Here is a 16,101-nt window from a genome sequence, read left to right as displayed (position 1 = left end):
ATTATGGACATTGCTGGCAAGAAACTGGTTGTCATTGGTGGCGCAGGGCTCATCGGATCTCATACGGTTGATCTGCTGACAAAAGAAGGCGCTGCCGAAATTGTGGTTTATGACAATTTCGAACGTGGCCATCGCGAAAACCTGTCGGGGGCTCTGGCCCATCCGAATGTCAGCATTTTCGATGTGGGTGGTGACATAACCCAGACCGACATTCTCAACAAGGCGTTGGCAGATGCAGATGGTGTCTTTCACTTTGCGGCATTGTGGTTGCTGCAATGTCACGACTATCCACGCTCGGCTTTCGATGTAAACATCCGCGGCACCTTCAATGTGCTTGAGGCTTGTGTCGCGCAAGGCGTAAAACGTCTGGTCTATTCCTCATCGGCGTCCGTCTACGGCGATGCAGTAGAAGAGCCGATGACCGAGGCGCATCCGTTCAATAACAAGAACTTCTATGGCGCAACCAAGATCGCGTCCGAGGCGATGGTTACGGCCTTCAACAACCGGTACGGGCTGGAAACCGCCGGGCTGCGCTATATGAATGTCTATGGCCCGCGGCAGGACTATAAAGGGGCCTATATCGCGGTGATCATGCGGATGCTGGATGCCATCGACAATGGAGACGGCCCGACGATCATGGGCGATGGCTCTGAAGCGTTTGACTTTGTTTCGGTTCTGGATTGCGCCAAGGCCAATGTCTGCGCGATGAAGGCGGAAACGTCTGGAGAATACTACAACGTTGGCACCGGCAAGCGCACGACTTTGAAGGAGCTGGCCGAAACGCTGCTGTCCCTCACGGGTTGCAATCAGCCGATCCAATACAAGGAACGTAACCAGGCCACGCTGGTGCGCAACCGGATTGGCTCACCCGACAAGGCAACGAATGAAATTGGCTTTACGGCCAGCATTGAACTGCGCGAAGGTCTCGAGCGGTTGATCGAGTGGCGGCGCAATCATATCGAAGAGGTCAACACGCGCCGTATGTCGGCCGGGTAACACGTCACAAAGGAAAGCAGGATGAGCGCATCTGAGCGGATCGATATCGCAAAGCCGTGTCTTGGCGAAGAAGAGTGGGAAGCGCTGAGAGGGCCGATTGAAAGCGGCTGGCTGACGCAAGGACCTCGCGTTGCCGAGTTTGAGCGCAAGTTTGCGGCCATGCACGATGTCCCACTTGCGCTGGCCACGACATCCTGCACGACCGCTTTGCATCTTGCGCTTGTTGGTATGGGCGTGGGGCCCGGTGACGAAGTCATCGTGCCCGCTTTTACATGGGTCGCGACCGCCAACGTGGTTCTTTATTGCGGCGCAACGCCGGTATTTTGTGACATCGACACGACAACCTTCAATATCAAGGTTGAAGATGTCAGCGCGCTGGTTACAGAGCGAACAAAGGCGGTTATCGCCGTTCACCTGTTCGGACTTTGTGCCGACATGGATGCGTTGCGTGCGGCGTTGCCGGATCACGTCCGTATCCTTGAAGATGCGGCTTGTGCTGCAGGCGGCGAATACAAAGGGCGTATGGCCGGTGGCCTAGGTGATGCGGCGGCGTTCAGCTTTCATCCGCGCAAGACGATAACCACCGGTGAAGGCGGAATGCTCACCACGCATGATGATGCGCTGGCCGAGCGATGTCAGATTCTGCGCAATCATGGCGCTTCGGTATCAGAGGAGCAGCGCCACCATGGTCCTGCCCCATACATATTGCCGGATTTCGATGCGCTTGGTTTCAACTATCGCATGACGGATTTGCAGGGTGCAGTAGGTGTTGTGCAGATCGACAAGCTTGACGGATTTATAACCGAACGCGCGCAATGGGCTGCCTATTACCGCGAACATCTGTCTGGTCTGAACTGGTTGTCGCTGCCCCTTGAACCTTCGGGTGGACGGCACGCGTGGCAGGCGTTCGTGACGATGGTTGATCCGGATGCCGCCCCGCGTGCGCGCAATGACATAATGCTTTACCTGCAGGAGCTGGGCATCTCGACCCGGCCTGGGACGCATGCTGTCCATATGCTTGGATACTATCGAGACCATTATGGCCTCAAGACCGAGGATTTCCCGCAGGCCGCATGGGCAGATGCGCATTCGATGGCGTTGCCACTTGGAAACCATATGTCCAAGGATGACTATGACCGCGTGATCACCGCGCTCAAAGCGCTCTGATCGCGATTGAATAAGGGCAGGGATTCCGATGTGCGGTATAGCTGGTTTTCTGAATATTGGCGGCGCTCCGGCGGACCTGCACCTTGCCCGTGCGATGGCGGATGCGTTGCGCCATCGCGGACCCGATGCGTCAGGTGAATATGCGGATGGGCCGGTTGCACTTGCGCATCGCCGCCTGTCGATCATCGATCTGTCAGATGCCGGTCGTCAGCCCATGGTCACGGAAGATGGCCGCTATGCGCTGACTTACAATGGCGAAGTCTACAACTTTCGCGAGCTGCGCACCGAATTGGAAGCGCTGGGTTGCAAGTTCAAATCCGAAACCGACAGTGAAGTGGTCCTGAAAGCCTTCGCAATCTGGGGCATTGATTGCGTCGAACGCTTTAACGGTATGTTTGCCTTTGCCTTTTGGGATAGCCAAGAAAAAACGCTCTTTCTTGCGCGTGACCGGTATGGGATCAAACCGCTCTATTTAAGCCAAGCAAACGGGTGCCTTTTGTTCGGCTCCGAGATCAAGGCGTTGCTGACGCATCCAGTGCTTACCGCACAAATGGACCCGCGGGCACTGCTGCAATACCTGACCTTCCAGAATTTCCTGAATGAGGAAACCCTGTTCAAAGGTGTTGAAATCTTGCCTGCAGGCCAATGGATGCGCATCAATGCGGATGGAACCCGCAAAACGCATACCTATTGGGACTACGATTTCACCGAGCCATCCGAAGGTATCAGCCGCGAGGACTACAAGGCAGAACTATCGCATCTGTTCGATCAGGCTGTGAACCGGCAGCTTGTTGGCGACGTCGAAGTCGGCTCATATCTGTCTGGTGGAATCGACAGTGGCTCGATAACCGCTGTGGCAACGCGGACCTTCCCATCGCTGAAATCCTTTACCGTTGGTTTTGACCTGAACTCGGCGTCCGGTTTGGAACTGGCTTTCGACGAGCGGAGCAGGGCCGAATACATATCCTATCTGTGCGGCACCGAACATTATGAGATGGTGCTTAAGGCAGGCGACATGGAACGGTCGATGAAGCAGGTCGTCTGGCATCTGGAAGAACCGCGTGTTGGTCAAAGCTACCCCAACTACTACGCCTCGCGCCTTGGCAGTAAATTCGTCAAGGTCATGCTTGCGGGTGCCGGTGGGGACGAGCTGTTTGGCGGATATCCGTGGCGTTATTACCGCGCTGTGACGAATTCGAGCTTCGAGAGTTACGTTGATAAATATTATGGCTTCTGGCAGCGACTGGTTCGCAACGCGGTCATACCTAAGGTTCTGGCCCCGGTCTGGAACGACGTCAGCGATATTCAAACGCGTGATTTGTTTGCAGATGTATTCAAGCACCCGGCCGAACGGCTGCAAAGTCCCGAAGATTACGTGAACCACTCACTATATTTCGAAGCCAAGACGTTTCTGCACGGGCTATTGACCGTAGAAGACAAGCTGTCGATGGCGCATTCCATGGAAACACGTCTGCCGTTTCTGGATAATGATCTTGTCGATTTTGCCATGCGCATACCGGTTGGAATGAAATTGGGGAACCTTAAAAAGGTAGTCGATCTGGACGAGAATTTGCCAGGCGCAGATATGTCCAAATATTTTTCGAGAACCAAAGACGGCAAACTGATCCTTCGCGAGGCAATGCAGAGCTTTCTACCCGGAAAAGTCACTGCCGCTGTAAAACAGGGCTTTTCCGCTCCGGATGCTAGCTGGTTTCGAGGGGAAAGTATCGATTATGTTCGTGACACGCTGCTAAAAAGTAATTCGGCAATCTACGATTTCATGGACTACAAAGAAACGACGGCCTTGATCCAAGAGCACCTGTCGGGTCAAACCAATCGCCGCCTTCTGGTTTGGTCTCTGCTCTATCTGAATGAATGGTGTGGCCAGTTCCTACATCAGCGCGTTGGCTGAAGCTGGCGTGTCAGATTAAGCGTGTGACGCCGTTATGGGCACCAGCCAGAATCCAGGGCATCTTCAAGTGACTGATTGCGCATCACTCGGTCGGCATGCGTCTCCAGAACCCAGCTAGTCCAGTCAGCTGTGCCAACGTCGGTGTTTCGACATGTGCGGATTGTGTGAATATCTGCGCTAGCAGTGAATTTTTTTACTTGGGCATAGTTTCGGGCGTCGCCGACGTTAAACGCGAAGTTGAAAGGGTGAACGTTGATGATCTTTAGCCCGCCGCTGTCAAAGGCATAAGTATCAAGCGCTCGATGGGGCCCGTATTCGGTCTGTGCCCAATGGATATCGTCTTCCCAGAAAACCGGCGCACGCACCAAACCATTCCAGTGGCGAAATGGGCGTAGGCCGGTTTCACCCACCATCAGGCTATTGCTGTCGTATCGCAATCCAGCCTTGGCGAACATCGCATCCACTTGTGAGTTACCGAAGAAAGAATGTGACCGCACAGACCGCGCGTCAGGATAGAGTTTGCGAAGGTGGTCCAGCACTTCCGTCGGCGTTTGACCGTGTGTTGAGCCGGGCAGGAAGTTTGGATGTAGACCTATGCTGACGCGCCCATCTTCGGCAGCGCGGCGCAGAACCGCGCTTTCATGGGTGGCAAACAGCAGCGGCTTAACATTACGATTGGTGCAAAAGTCCAGGAACACGGTCAGGCAGGTCTCGGAACACCAATCGGTGTCGCCGGTAACGAAGATAGTCTTGTTGGTCATGACCTGAGTGAGCCTAAGAAAGTGCCTGGTTGCGATTTCCTAGAATACCCGGACCGGGCTGTCAAAACCATGAGCGTCTAAGTGCTTGCGCCACGCTAAGCGGTGGTAGCTCAGTTGCTGGGATTACCTGCGTATTTCATGCCTCGATTGGTATTTTGAACGGTGTCGAATTTTGGGTCGATTTTTGTTTCGCCTCTACGTATTGAGTAGTGTCTGAAGGCGTTTGAGAGTTAATCGGCTTGGTTTCTTTCAAATCACAAGCAGCGCGTAGCGCTTTCCAAGACGATAAGGTGTATTCGAGGTGCCGACGCAGGCATGTCGCAAGGCTTACGCGGGAGTAAACTGACAATGACACAAGGCTGGCGGTCATTTCACGGTGTCTTTGACGAGGTCGAGTACGCTCATATTTTTCCAGGGGCATATTCGCTGCAAACGCCAAAGTTGCGGCTGAACTATACCCTGTCTGGTGACTGCATTTTTTCTGGGCCTGGTGCCAGTTTTGGTGGCCTTACTTTCTGTTCTGACCTTGCTCATCGCCCGCGATTACTGCCGCTGATTGATGCGCTCGAAGAACTTAAATCAGCCTTGCGGGATCGGCACCGCGATGCACGGTCGCTGACGCTGCGCCTTGCGCCCGATGTATTCTATTCCCCAGAATTTGCAGCGGCTCTGCGAACTGTTTTTGAATGCACCGGTGCGTGCTCCACTGGCGAAATCACGCACATTATTCCACAGACTGGCTGGGAGCCGAAATCAACCGTTCGACGGAATGCGAAGAAAGCTGAGCGTGCCGGTCTTGTGGTCATGAGTATCGACCCTCGGTTGTGCTACGAAAAACTGTCAGAGTTCAAAGCTGCAAAGAACTATGCTTTTGGTTTTCAAAGCGATCTGCTGTGCAAACAGTTCGAACTTTTTGGTGAGGCGTTTGGGTGTTTTGCATCATTTGCGCCTGATAGAAATATTTGCGCAGCCATATTGGAGGCCCGTATCGGTGAGACTGTTATTTTGATTGCCTGGGATCAGGATGAAATCGGAAAAAAACATGCGGCTGTAGACCATCTTCTTGTGTCACGTATCGAGAGTGCTTTCAGTGGTGGATTTCGGTTTGTCGACATGGGAACGGTTTCTGACCGGGGCAGACAAATCAACGCCGGGTTGGCCAGACACAAAGAGAATTTCGCGGCGACGCCTTTTCTGAGAAACACCTATCAACTGGATTTGACCGAAAATGACTGAAACGAAACGGTTTATTCTGGCGACTGAAATGGCTCCGGATTCCGCATTGATGCATGCTCTTGAAGGCTGCGAAGCTGTTGAAAGAATTGTGCATGACGAAACCGATCTTTTATCCCGCCATGACAGCCGGATAGTATTGGTTTCATGGTCCAGACTACTGCGCCGCGAATTTGTTGCTAAGCAACAACTGGTTTTGAATGTTCATAACTCGCTGCTACCCAGATATCGTGGGCTTCATGCGTTTACCTGGGCGCTTATCCACGGTGAGGACAAGGTTGGATATTCGCTGCATGAAGTAACTGATGAGGTAGACGGGGGCCCCGTTTACGAGCAATGCGAAATAGCTGTTGGACCCGAAGATGACATAAACACTGTGTTTGCCAACGCTGACACTACTTTGTGTGCTTGGCTGCCCGATGTGCTCTGCAGAGTGTGGAAAGGGGCCATAAGCTCCTATCCGCAAGTAGAACACCTAGCTACACGGTTCCCGCGTAGAACCTTGTCAGACATGGAAATTTCCGGCGTATGGGATAGATGTTCGATCAGGGATTTTGTCCGTGCCCATCGACCACCCTATACCAAGGGGGCCTTTGTTGAGATCGGCAGAATTCGATACCACCTTGATCATGTCATATCCAGCCAACCAACGCCTTCCGAAGGCCAATTGCCGGTACGCGTCAACGAGGAGGTGCTTAGGTATCCCTGCCGTGACGGTACGGTCGATATTTCGATTGCTTCCGAAGAAGCGATCTAGCGCCTCTGATCTGCAGACCAGTTACTACTTTTCAATGCAGATGCGGGAGACTGTCTGATTCATCTTCGATCATTGTCGCGAAATTAACCCGGGCGTGAATGTTGCGCATTCTCGCCAACACACATATTGATCCCGGATCAAATGCCGCTTCGCAGAAGGATGTTAAAGAGTGTTGCTTGAGCTCGCTGTTATCGTTGTTTTTTCCTGGGTGTTTCGACTGCAATTCGTAACGACCAGTCAAACCAGCCTCAGCAATGATACGATGGCTCATCTCTATATGGTCAAGAGTCAGCAGAAACACAGATGGCTGAACAATAATTACGATAAGGCTGTTCTGAAGACAATTTTTGGGTATCCCAAGCTTCAACACTATATCGTCAGCCGGTTTCCTGAAGAGCGCTGGCTGCAGGTCGGTACCTGGGCCGTGTTGTTTTACGACGTGTTCACGGTTGCTCTGTTTTATCTTCTGGTCAGTCACTATGTCCCCGGTGATGTGGGAACGGGTTCCGTAGCCTTCTGGGCGTCTATGCTGTTCAGCACAACGCCCGTATTATTTGCAGTGCCCGCGAGACTGGGTGGAGTGGGCAATGCACGCACATTTGGTATGCTTCAGATATTTGTCATGCTGATCGCATGGTACATGATTGGCTCCAGCAACATTCCTGCTTTTTTTGCGGTGACGCTGCTTACGATGCTGATCATCATCTACAGTTCCTCGTTTGGCTTACAGGCAGCTATCGCCTTCGCGGTAGTGATTTCAGTTCTCACCACAGATCCGGTCCCTGCGCTCAGCGTTTTCGCATCAATCGCTGTACTTTATGTTTTGCCCGTGGGCGCACGCCAGGTCTTAGTGCACAAATTCCAGCATTGGGTTTGGTACTTCCGAAATCGCAACGTTGGCACGTTACCGGGAATTCGCAATCGCTGGAGCGATGTCAAAGCTCTGCCGGAAATGTGGAACGCAAGTCGTGCACGTTTTATGCAGGTAATTCTCACGCGGCTAACACCGACGATCTTTTTATACACGGTACCGATGGCACCTGTGATCCTGTACTTTCAAGTGACGGGGGGCTTGGTCATCAACGACACTTTCACAGCCTATGCCCAAACCGTGTTTTGGGCTGGTTTGATCACGTTTGCCTTAATCTCTATCCGCGTGTTTTCTTTTGTCGGAGAAGCAGAGCGATATATGGAATATTCCGCACCGTTTCAGGCGTTGCTTTATGTTCTTCTGGTTCAACAGGGCGCATTGCCGGGTATTGCGCTGCCTGCGATGCTGGCGCTACACCTCACGTTCGCCGTTATGGTGTTCCGCTTTCGCAATCGTCAAATCTATAAGCAATCGACGATGAAGTCGCTGGTTACGCCACCGGTGAGAGAAGTCTATGTCTATCTGCGCGACCTAAAGCCAGAGATGGTTAGTATCCTGACAATCCCGACAAAACACGCATTTTTCTGGAGCTTCGTCCTCTATAGATTGAAGCACGTCAAACTCTATCAGGTGTTCATGGGGTCTGATAATGGGTTCGCGGCGATGCAATCTGAGACCAAGCAGGAGGACTTCAACATGCCGGTTGAAAACCTGACTTTGTTCAAAGAACGTTACGGTATTAACCGGGTGCTTGTGCAAAAGGCCAATGCAAAAAGAACGGCAAAGATCGTTGCTGACTATGGCTTGGACAGCAGCATCATGGAATATGAGAATGATGAATTTATCTTGTTCAAAATCTAAGAACTTCGGGCATATCGCGCGGCAACAGTCACTGACAGCCGGTTGTTGGTCCACGAGGTGTTTTTTCGCTTAAGTTCCTGTGTTCTTTAGGGCTAAAGAAGTCAGACTTTGAATATGCCTCTCTGCAGAAAATTTGATTCGCGGATCGGATCGCTAAAGTGAATATGGATCAGAAAAACGACAAAAGCAGGCCCGTGCCGCGCTCGCGTTGGAGTCGCTTCATGAATTTGATGCGCAACCCAAGGCATATGTTTTTGTCCAGAGAACGTAAGAAAGAACTTCGTGTCAGCGTTCTCGAGGCGTATGAAATTCTGTTGACGAGGGGCATCAAGGAAGCACTGTCGTTTCTCAAGCGCAACAGGCTGTACCTCTCGCCGGGTACGCAGGAATTGTTTAAGTCTATCGTTGCGCAGGATGACCAGACCTGGATCAAAAATATGAGTGTCTGGCTGAAAGGGCACAGTCGCTCCAAGATCGTGCTTTCCAGGGGGCAAGAGCCGAGGTTTTTCCGAATTGGCTTTGAAGAACTGCCTTCAGTTGAATGGGAAATGCCTAAGATTTCGGTCATAATGCCCGCTCACAATGCGCAGGAGACCATAGAAAGCGCGGTTCAGTCGATACTGAAACAAAGCTGGCATAACCTCGAACTTATTGTTGTGAATGATAAAAGTTCTGATGGTACTGCTGAGATTTTGACCGACCTTGAACAATGCGACTCGCGCTTGTCGGTTTTTCATAATCCGGTAAATGTTGGCCCATATGTCTCGAAAAACCTCGCGTTGGCCAAGGCTGCGGGGGCCTATATTACCGGTCACGATGCGGATGACATTGCCCTTCCGGACCGGCTAGAACGGCAAGTCCGCGCCATTACGGCAAACCCCGACTTCATCGGCTCATTTGGCCATATGATCCGTCTGGACGAGATGGGTCGCTTCAATTTTCCCTCACGCATGGCCGCTTATAGTTTCGACGGGGTTTTGCGCCGCGCAATGGTCTCACTCATGCTGAAGCGAGATGTGTTTGAGAAAGTGGGGTACTGGGATTGCGTTAGATTTGGAGCGGATAGCGAGTTTTTGTGCCGGATCGAATCTGCGTTCCCGGACATGATCGCAGAAGACCGCTGCTGTACGATGTTCTGTCTGAACCGCGAGGGAAGCCTGACCAACAATTCCGTTTCTGGCATCGCCTATGACACCGGCTTGTCGCCCATAAGAATAAAATATCGAGACAGCTGGCGCGAATGGCACGAAGCGCATCCGGGAGAAACGCTATATCGGCCATTTAGCAACAGTGGGCGCGAATTTGATGCGCCGAAATCCATGGAAGTCCCACAAAGCAGCATTGATCAGTTGAAAAAAGAGTTTTCCGAATACTTTGGACTGAACCCGTAATATGCACTACGCTGGCTGATAGTCCGGCCTTCTTCGTGTCGCAATCAAGACCAAGCCTCTGCTGCGCAAAGTACTTCTATGAGGGCCGCTCGGGCGACCTATTTCAAAGCAGCCTTTAGGGTTCTGATGACGGTGTCTTGTTCATCTGCGGTAAGATAGGGGTGCATCGGCAAAGAGAAAACTTCGTTTGAAAGAGCTTCGGATGCCTTTAGACCAACCGGATCGATTGGATAGCGGTTGTAAGCACCCTGAACATGCAAGGGCTTGGGGTAGTAGACCTGAGTAGGTACCCCGGCCTTGTTCATCGCAGCCTGGATGTCCGCGCGGTTTTTGCCCGCCGGGGTTTTCACCGTGTATTGAGCCCAGATCGAGCGGCTTTCATTGCTGATAACGGGCGTGCCGATTACATCCCGAAGGGCCGTTGAATACCGCTCAGCCACGCGCTGCCTCTCTTCAATTTCAGAGCCGTAAATCGCAAGTTTTTCCAGCAGAACTGCAGCCTGGATCGTGTCTAGACGCGAATTCAATCCGATCCGGACATTGTCGTATTTGTAGTCACCCTTACCGTGGAATCTGAGGGACACAAGAAGGTTTGCAAGGTTGTCGTCGTCGGTAAATATCGCGCCCCCATCACCATAACAGCCCAGCGGTTTGGCCGGGAAAAAAGATGTTGTGGTAATATCAGCCAGACTACCAGTTGTGGCCCCTCGATAATTCCCGCCGAATCCTTGCGCGCTGTCTCCGATGAGTGCCATGTCATTTGCATGTGCAATCGTTCGAAGGCTGTCATAGTCCGCAGGCAGTCCGAATAGGTCGACGGCTATGATTGCCTTGGGGGATAGATCACCACTTCGAACAATGTGTGCGATGCTACGTTTAAGACTGTTCGGGTTCATATTAAAGGACTCCGGATCTGCATCGACAAACACAGGGGTCGCGCCCACAAGAGGCACGACTTCGGCAGTGGCGGCGAACGAGAATGACGGAACGAACACTGCGTCTCCGGGCCCGATACCCAGCGCCATCAACGCCAGCTGCAGAGCATCCGTTCCATTGGCGCAGGTGATGGCGTGTCTGGCACCGCAGAATGCAGCGAGCCCGGCTTCCAGCTGTGCTACTTCGGGTCCAAGAATGTACTTCCCATGGCTCAGAACAGTCTGAATGCGGGCGTCGAGCTTGTCCTTTATCCGCGCCTGTTGCGCCCCAAGGTCAATGAAATCCATGCGGTTACTCCGATATCAGAGCCAGACGTCCATCTTTTTCGACGTAGCGCTCATTCGTTCGCGGGCAGATCAGCCTTTCGTCAAGCCGCTCTCCTGCGCGTGACACCCAGCCGATTTGCCGCGCCGGGATACCGGCCACCAGCGCATAGTCCTCTACGTCCTTGGTAACGACCGCACCAGCGGCGACCATTGAATAGGCTCCAAGCGTGTTGCCGCAAACGATTGTTGCATTGGCTCCGATCGTCGCACCGCGTTTTACCAAAGTCTCCCGGAATTCATCCTTGCGCTCGACATGTGCGCGGGGGGTGAGCACGTTGGTAAAAACACAGGAGGGACCGCAAAAAACGTCATCCTCCAGCGTCACGCCTTTGTAGATCGAAACATTGTTCTGTATCTTGCAACCGTCACCGATGGTAACATAAGGACCGGCCACGACATTCTGGCCCAACGAACAATTCTGTCCGATTAGTGTGTGCCCAAGAACGTGGACGAAATGCCAGAGTTTGGTCCCCTGACCAATAGTGGATGGCGTATCAACATAGGCGCTTTCATGCACAAAGGCGTCTGGATGCACGCTCATTCAGAGATTCCAGCCAAAAGTGGGTGTTGCGAGCCAATGTCGGGTTGAATTGGCGCGGTTCGAACATGACTGACCACTTCGATTGAAGGTCGTACAAGTTCTGTTCCGTATCCGCTGCCAGCCAGAATATTCTGGTAACTCTGGGTGTGCAGATCAGTAAAGCCTTGGGAAAACTCGATTTCTTTCCCATCTACTGTAATCGACCGATAGGTGAGCAAGCCATCTGGCGTTTGTGGTGGTAGATTGGATCGGTCGATAGAAAGAATCCAGCGAACACGCGCGCGTTGATATTCCAGATACCCGGCTGCGCTGGTGTCGGTCAGATGATGAACCGTGTTGTGTTCGAGATTGCCGAAGATATGCGACAGCATGTCAAAGAAATGCACGCCGATATTCGTCGCGATGCCGCCTGACTTGTCATCAATACCTTTCCACGAACTGTGATACCAAGAGCCTCGAGACGTAAAATATCCGATGTCGACGTCATGAATTGTACCCGCTGGAGCACGGCCCACCCGTTCCTTCACAGCAATGATCGCCGGATGCAATCGCAACTGCAGGATCGAATAGACTTTTCGGCCTGTCTCTTGCTCGGTTGATTTTATCAGGTCGATATCATCCGGTTCAAGCACAAGCGGCTTTTCGCAGATCACATCACAGCCTGCGCGCAAGGCTGCATTTATGTGGGCCATATGCAGGTAATTGGGTGAGCATACTACGACATAATCCACGTTCTTATGCCGATACAAAGCGTCCTGAAACAACTCGAACTCGGTGTAGAACGCGGCATCGGGATAGAAACTGTCCATGATACCGACGCTATCCGTCAGGTCGTAGGCCATCACCAGATTGCCACCGGTTTCTTTGATTGCCTTGAGGTGTCGTGGCGCAATGTATCCCGCGGCACCGATAAGAGCGTAGTTCTTCATTCGAAACCCGTCATTATTGTTACGACTGCGTGGCCGTCGCTCTGGTGACTACACAAAGGACTTACCTTAGACAACCACCTCAGCATGCGCAGCAAGTTGTATCCTGAACTTTGACAACGGCTGCTGTGGGTAGATCCAGAACATGTGGTTTCATTTGATTTGTCTCGGCGACCGATAGTGCTGGCGCTGCTCGTTTCCAATAGTTCAGATTATCTGGGATTGCGACTTACCGGGGTGACCCTAGATACTCAATGCATTTCCGGTCTTGATCGCATCCATCGATACAAACGTCCGGAATTTGCGGATATTGCCATTCGCAAAGAACATCCGACGGGTGAAGTCTTCGTAGGCTGACATGCTCTCGGTGACCACGATGAGTACGAAATCGATGTCGCCGGTTACGTAAAAACACTGCTGCACTTCGGGCGCGTTGCTAAAAGCGGTTTTGATCGCGTCGATTTCTGCGGGCGTTTCGCTGGCCAGTTCAACGCTGACAAAGATGGTCAGGGGTAGGCCGACTGCCTGCGGGTTGATTTGCGCCACGTTGGCGGCGATCACGCCTTCGGCTTCCATCCGCCGGATGCGACGTTGCACCGAAGGGGCGGAAAGATTGACCGCTTCGCCGATCTTTTGCTGCGGCGTGCGGTTGTCTTTCTGCAGGATACGCAGAATGGCGCGGTCAAAGTTGTCCAGATCCGTCATGTGAAAAATTCTTGCATAAACTTGCCAAAAATATAGCAGATTATTCCAAAAGTTTGCAATATTCTTTCCCTGACTCAATGATCAAGGAGGAGCGCTGTCTTGACCCGTTTCGCCGAACGTTTGCGTGCACTGCGCCACGACTTTCACAGGCACCCCGAGCTTGGGTTTCAGGAACATCGGACCAAGGCCCGGATTGCCGGGCAATTACGTCAGCTCGGCATCGAAACCCATGAAGGGTCGGGGATTGTGGGTGTTCTGAAATCCGGGGACGGCAATCGCGCGATAGGTCTACGCGCCGATTTCGACGCGTTGCCCATCACCGAGATGAATGAGTTTGTCTACCGTTCAGAACATGACGATATCATGCACGCCTGCGGCCATGATGGCCATACGACAATGTTGTTAGGTGCGGCAGAGTTGTTGTCGCAGTCCCTCGATTTCGACGGAACCGTCGTTTTTCTTTTCCAGCCCAACGAGGAACATGGGCTTGGCGCGCAGGCGATGATTGATGAAGGTGTGTTGGAACGCTTTCCGATTGATGAGGTTTACGGCGCGCATAACCTGCCCGGTGAACCGGTGGGGCGTGTGTCGACCCGTGCAGGCGTGATCTGTTCCAGCGAAAGCATTTTCGAGATCGAAATCATCGGTCGCGGGGGTCATGCGTCAATGCCCCATGTGGGGCGCGAAACCCTGTCGATCGGTGCCGAGTTGGTGCTGGCGCTGCAGACCATTGTGGCGCGTAAGCTGCCGCCATCGTCGGGCTCTGTGGTTTCGGTGACAGAGTTCATCACCGATGGTCAGCGCAATGTGCTGCCGGGATACACCCTGTTGAAAGGCGACGCCCGTGCATCCGCGCCAGAGTTTCGCGACCAGATCGAGGCGCATATGCGCCAGATTTCGGCTGGCATGGCGGCAGCGCATGGCGTTGAAATCGCGGTAAACTTTCGGACCGAATTTATCGAAACTATCAATGATGCCGATGCGGCCCGCAACGTTGTCCAAGCTGCCAGATCGCTGAACCTTGAAGCGATAGGAGATCGTTCCGCGATGTCCTTTTCCGAGGATTTCGCAAAATTCGCGGCGCAGGTTCCGGGCGCTTTCCTGTTGATCGGGAACGGCACCGAGGGCAGCAACGGACGCCCGCTGCACTCGCCAGACTACGACTTCAACGACGCATTGTTGCCCATCGGGGCCGAATTCTGGGCCGAGCTGGTGCGCCAGCGTCTGCCCCTGAAACAGTAGGACAGATCAGATGACGACACAGAACATCGCTTATCAGCCCGGCAATCCATCCTTCGGCGATGCCGCGCTGGCGGTTATTACGCCCGAGGACTTTTCCAGCGCATCAGCCGAGATCACCCAATGGTCGGGCTATGCGGCAACGCCCTTGTACACGTTGCCCGCAATGGCAGCCGAGTTGAATTTGGGCGCTGTTCACTACAAGCACGAAGGCCCCCGGTTCGGATTGGGCAGTTTCAAGGCTTTAGGCGGGTCCTATGCTGGATTGCGTGTTCTGCAACGCGAGGTTTCGCGTCAACTGAGGCACGAAGTTTCTCTTGCAGATATTCGCAACGGGAAATACCCGGACGAGGTTGCCGGGATCACGCTGGTTTCAGCAACCGACGGCAACCATGGCCGCTCGCTGGCCTGGGGGTGCCAACGTTTCGGCGCGCCTTGCCGCATCTATATCCATGCCGAAGTCAGCGAAGGTCGGGCGCAGGCAATGCGTGATCTGGGGGCCGAGGTCGTGCGTATCGATGGCGATTATGACGCGTCCGTTGCGCTGTGCCGCGACGAGGCCGAAGCAAATGGGTGGTTTGTTGTTTCTGATACCTCGTGGCCCGGTTATTCGCAGCCGCCGCGCGATGTAATGGCAGGTTATGGCGTGATGGCGGATGAGGTCGTCGCATCGCTAGATACGGCCCCAACCCATGTCTTTCTTCAGGGCGGGGTCGGCGGTCTGGCCGCGGGTGTGGCCGCACGTCTGCGCCAGCGCTGGGGTGACGTGTCTCCGCGCATCGTGGTGGTGGAACCGGATCTTGCGCCTTGCCTGTTCGAAAGCGCCCGACAGGGGCAGGCCACAAGGGTGGCGATCCACGAGGAAACCATCATGGCAGGTCTGTCCTGCGGCGAACCCTCACCCCTGGCCTGGGAGGTGTTGGCCAGCGAAGTCTCTGATTTTATATTGATTTCCGATGATCTTGTGCCGGCTACGATGCGCCGCCTGGCACGTCCTCAGGGCAATGATCCGGTGATCGAAGCAGGTGAAAGCGGTGTCGCCGGACTGGCTGCGCTGATCGAAGCCGCAGGGGTCGATGAAATGCGCGCGAAACTCGGCCTCAATCCCGATGCGGATGTTCTGCTGATTGGTTCAGAGGGTGTGACTGATGTCGAGATATTCAGGCAGATCATGAGCGACGCTTAAAAAGGGCTTCGTTACAACCCGGTTCGAGGTCAAATCCACAGGCAACGCGGCAATCTAATGGCTTGCATCTGCATTCAGATGCGGGTTTTTTCAGAGCGATATTGTTTTAGCATCGCCGATGATCGTGAACCGATCCGTCGCGTCCATCTATGAAGAGGAGATAGTAGATGAGCATAGCTTCAGAATCCGGGTCGCAGACGTATCCCCCCTCTGAGGAGACTGTTGCGCGTGCGCATGTTGATGCGGCGAAGTACGACGAGATGTATGCGGCTTCGGTTGCTGATCCTGAAGGG

Annotated in this window: 14 protein-coding genes; 9 read left to right on the top strand and 5 right to left on the bottom strand. The window is 53.4% G+C overall.

What is annotated here, in order from left to right; translation table 11 throughout:
- The first annotated feature begins 3 nt into the window (after positions 1–3).
- From ACR0FG_RS02115 to asnB, 3 genes are read left to right on the top strand one after another with little or no spacing between them, the layout of a single operon-like run.
- Positions 4–996 (top strand): NAD-dependent epimerase/dehydratase family protein, encoded by a 993-nt coding sequence (locus tag ACR0FG_RS02115; protein WP_480889598.1) that lies wholly within the window; start codon positions 4–6, stop codon positions 994–996.
- Positions 997–1,017: 21 nt separating this feature from the next.
- Complete coding sequence (locus ACR0FG_RS02110; protein WP_480889595.1) at positions 1,018–2,163, top strand: DegT/DnrJ/EryC1/StrS family aminotransferase; 1,146 nt, start codon at positions 1,018–1,020, stop codon at positions 2,161–2,163.
- A gap of 28 nt (positions 2,164–2,191) precedes the next feature.
- Positions 2,192–4,075, top strand: coding sequence for an asparagine synthase (glutamine-hydrolyzing) (gene asnB / locus ACR0FG_RS02105; protein WP_480889593.1), 1,884 nt, complete (start codon positions 2,192–2,194; stop codon positions 4,073–4,075).
- Between the two features lie 32 nt (positions 4,076–4,107).
- On the opposite strand, the gene ACR0FG_RS02100 is transcribed toward asnB, so the two are convergent.
- Positions 4,108–4,836 (bottom strand): polysaccharide deacetylase WbmS family protein, encoded by a 729-nt coding sequence (locus ACR0FG_RS02100; protein WP_480889591.1) that lies wholly within the window; start codon positions 4,834–4,836, stop codon positions 4,108–4,110.
- Between the two features lie 348 nt (positions 4,837–5,184).
- Between ACR0FG_RS02100 and ACR0FG_RS02095 the strand changes: the two genes are divergently transcribed.
- The 4 genes from ACR0FG_RS02095 to ACR0FG_RS02080 all read left to right on the top strand — a co-directional run bounded on the left by ACR0FG_RS02095 (position 5,185) and on the right by ACR0FG_RS02080 (position 9,949).
- Entirely contained in the window at positions 5,185–6,072 is an 888-nt protein-coding gene (locus ACR0FG_RS02095; RefSeq protein ID WP_480889588.1) for a hypothetical protein, read from the top strand.
- Entirely contained in the window at positions 6,065–6,826 is a 762-nt protein-coding gene (locus ACR0FG_RS02090) for a formyltransferase family protein (RefSeq protein WP_480889586.1), read from the top strand. Before ACR0FG_RS02095 ends, ACR0FG_RS02090 begins: the two co-directional genes overlap by 8 nt.
- 169 nt (positions 6,827–6,995) lie before the next feature.
- A complete protein-coding gene (locus tag ACR0FG_RS02085; RefSeq protein WP_480889583.1) occupies positions 6,996–8,558 on the top strand; it encodes a hypothetical protein in 1,563 nt (520 codons plus the stop codon).
- Between the two features lie 164 nt (positions 8,559–8,722).
- Positions 8,723–9,949 carry a glycosyltransferase family 2 protein gene (locus tag ACR0FG_RS02080; protein ID WP_480889580.1) on the top strand — a complete coding sequence of 409 codons (1,227 nt, stop codon included), beginning with the start codon at positions 8,723–8,725 and terminating at the stop codon, positions 9,947–9,949.
- A gap of 98 nt (positions 9,950–10,047) precedes the next feature.
- On the opposite strand, the gene ACR0FG_RS02075 is transcribed toward ACR0FG_RS02080, so the two are convergent.
- The 4 genes from ACR0FG_RS02075 to ACR0FG_RS02060 form a co-directional block, all read right to left on the bottom strand.
- A complete protein-coding gene (locus tag ACR0FG_RS02075) occupies positions 10,048–11,172 on the bottom strand; it encodes a DegT/DnrJ/EryC1/StrS family aminotransferase (RefSeq protein WP_480889577.1) in 1,125 nt (374 codons plus the stop codon).
- A 4-nt stretch (positions 11,173–11,176) separates the two neighbouring features.
- Positions 11,177–11,752, bottom strand: a complete 576-nt coding sequence (locus ACR0FG_RS02070) for an acyltransferase (RefSeq protein ID WP_480889575.1) — start codon at positions 11,750–11,752, stop codon at positions 11,177–11,179.
- Complete coding sequence (locus ACR0FG_RS02065) at positions 11,749–12,681, bottom strand: Gfo/Idh/MocA family oxidoreductase (protein ID WP_480889573.1); 933 nt, start codon at positions 12,679–12,681, stop codon at positions 11,749–11,751. Before ACR0FG_RS02065 ends, ACR0FG_RS02070 begins: the two co-directional genes overlap by 4 nt.
- Positions 12,682–12,921: 240 nt before the next feature.
- Positions 12,922–13,383 (bottom strand): Lrp/AsnC family transcriptional regulator, encoded by a 462-nt coding sequence (locus ACR0FG_RS02060; RefSeq protein ID WP_480889570.1) that lies wholly within the window; start codon positions 13,381–13,383, stop codon positions 12,922–12,924.
- A 99-nt stretch (positions 13,384–13,482) separates the two neighbouring features.
- On the opposite strand from ACR0FG_RS02060, the gene ACR0FG_RS02055 reads away from it, so the two are divergent.
- Both ACR0FG_RS02055 and ACR0FG_RS02050 read left to right on the top strand, forming a co-directional pair.
- On the top strand, positions 13,483–14,625 hold the full coding sequence (locus tag ACR0FG_RS02055) for an amidohydrolase (RefSeq protein ID WP_480889568.1): 1,143 nt from the start codon (positions 13,483–13,485) through the stop codon (positions 14,623–14,625).
- A 10-nt stretch (positions 14,626–14,635) separates the two neighbouring features.
- A complete protein-coding gene (locus ACR0FG_RS02050; RefSeq protein ID WP_480889566.1) occupies positions 14,636–15,808 on the top strand; it encodes a diaminopropionate ammonia-lyase in 1,173 nt (390 codons plus the stop codon).
- Positions 15,809–16,101: the final 293 nt, after the last annotated feature.

This window comes from Ruegeria sp. E1 (assembly GCF_056534225.1).
This window is presented reverse-complemented; position numbering and strand designations above follow the sequence as displayed.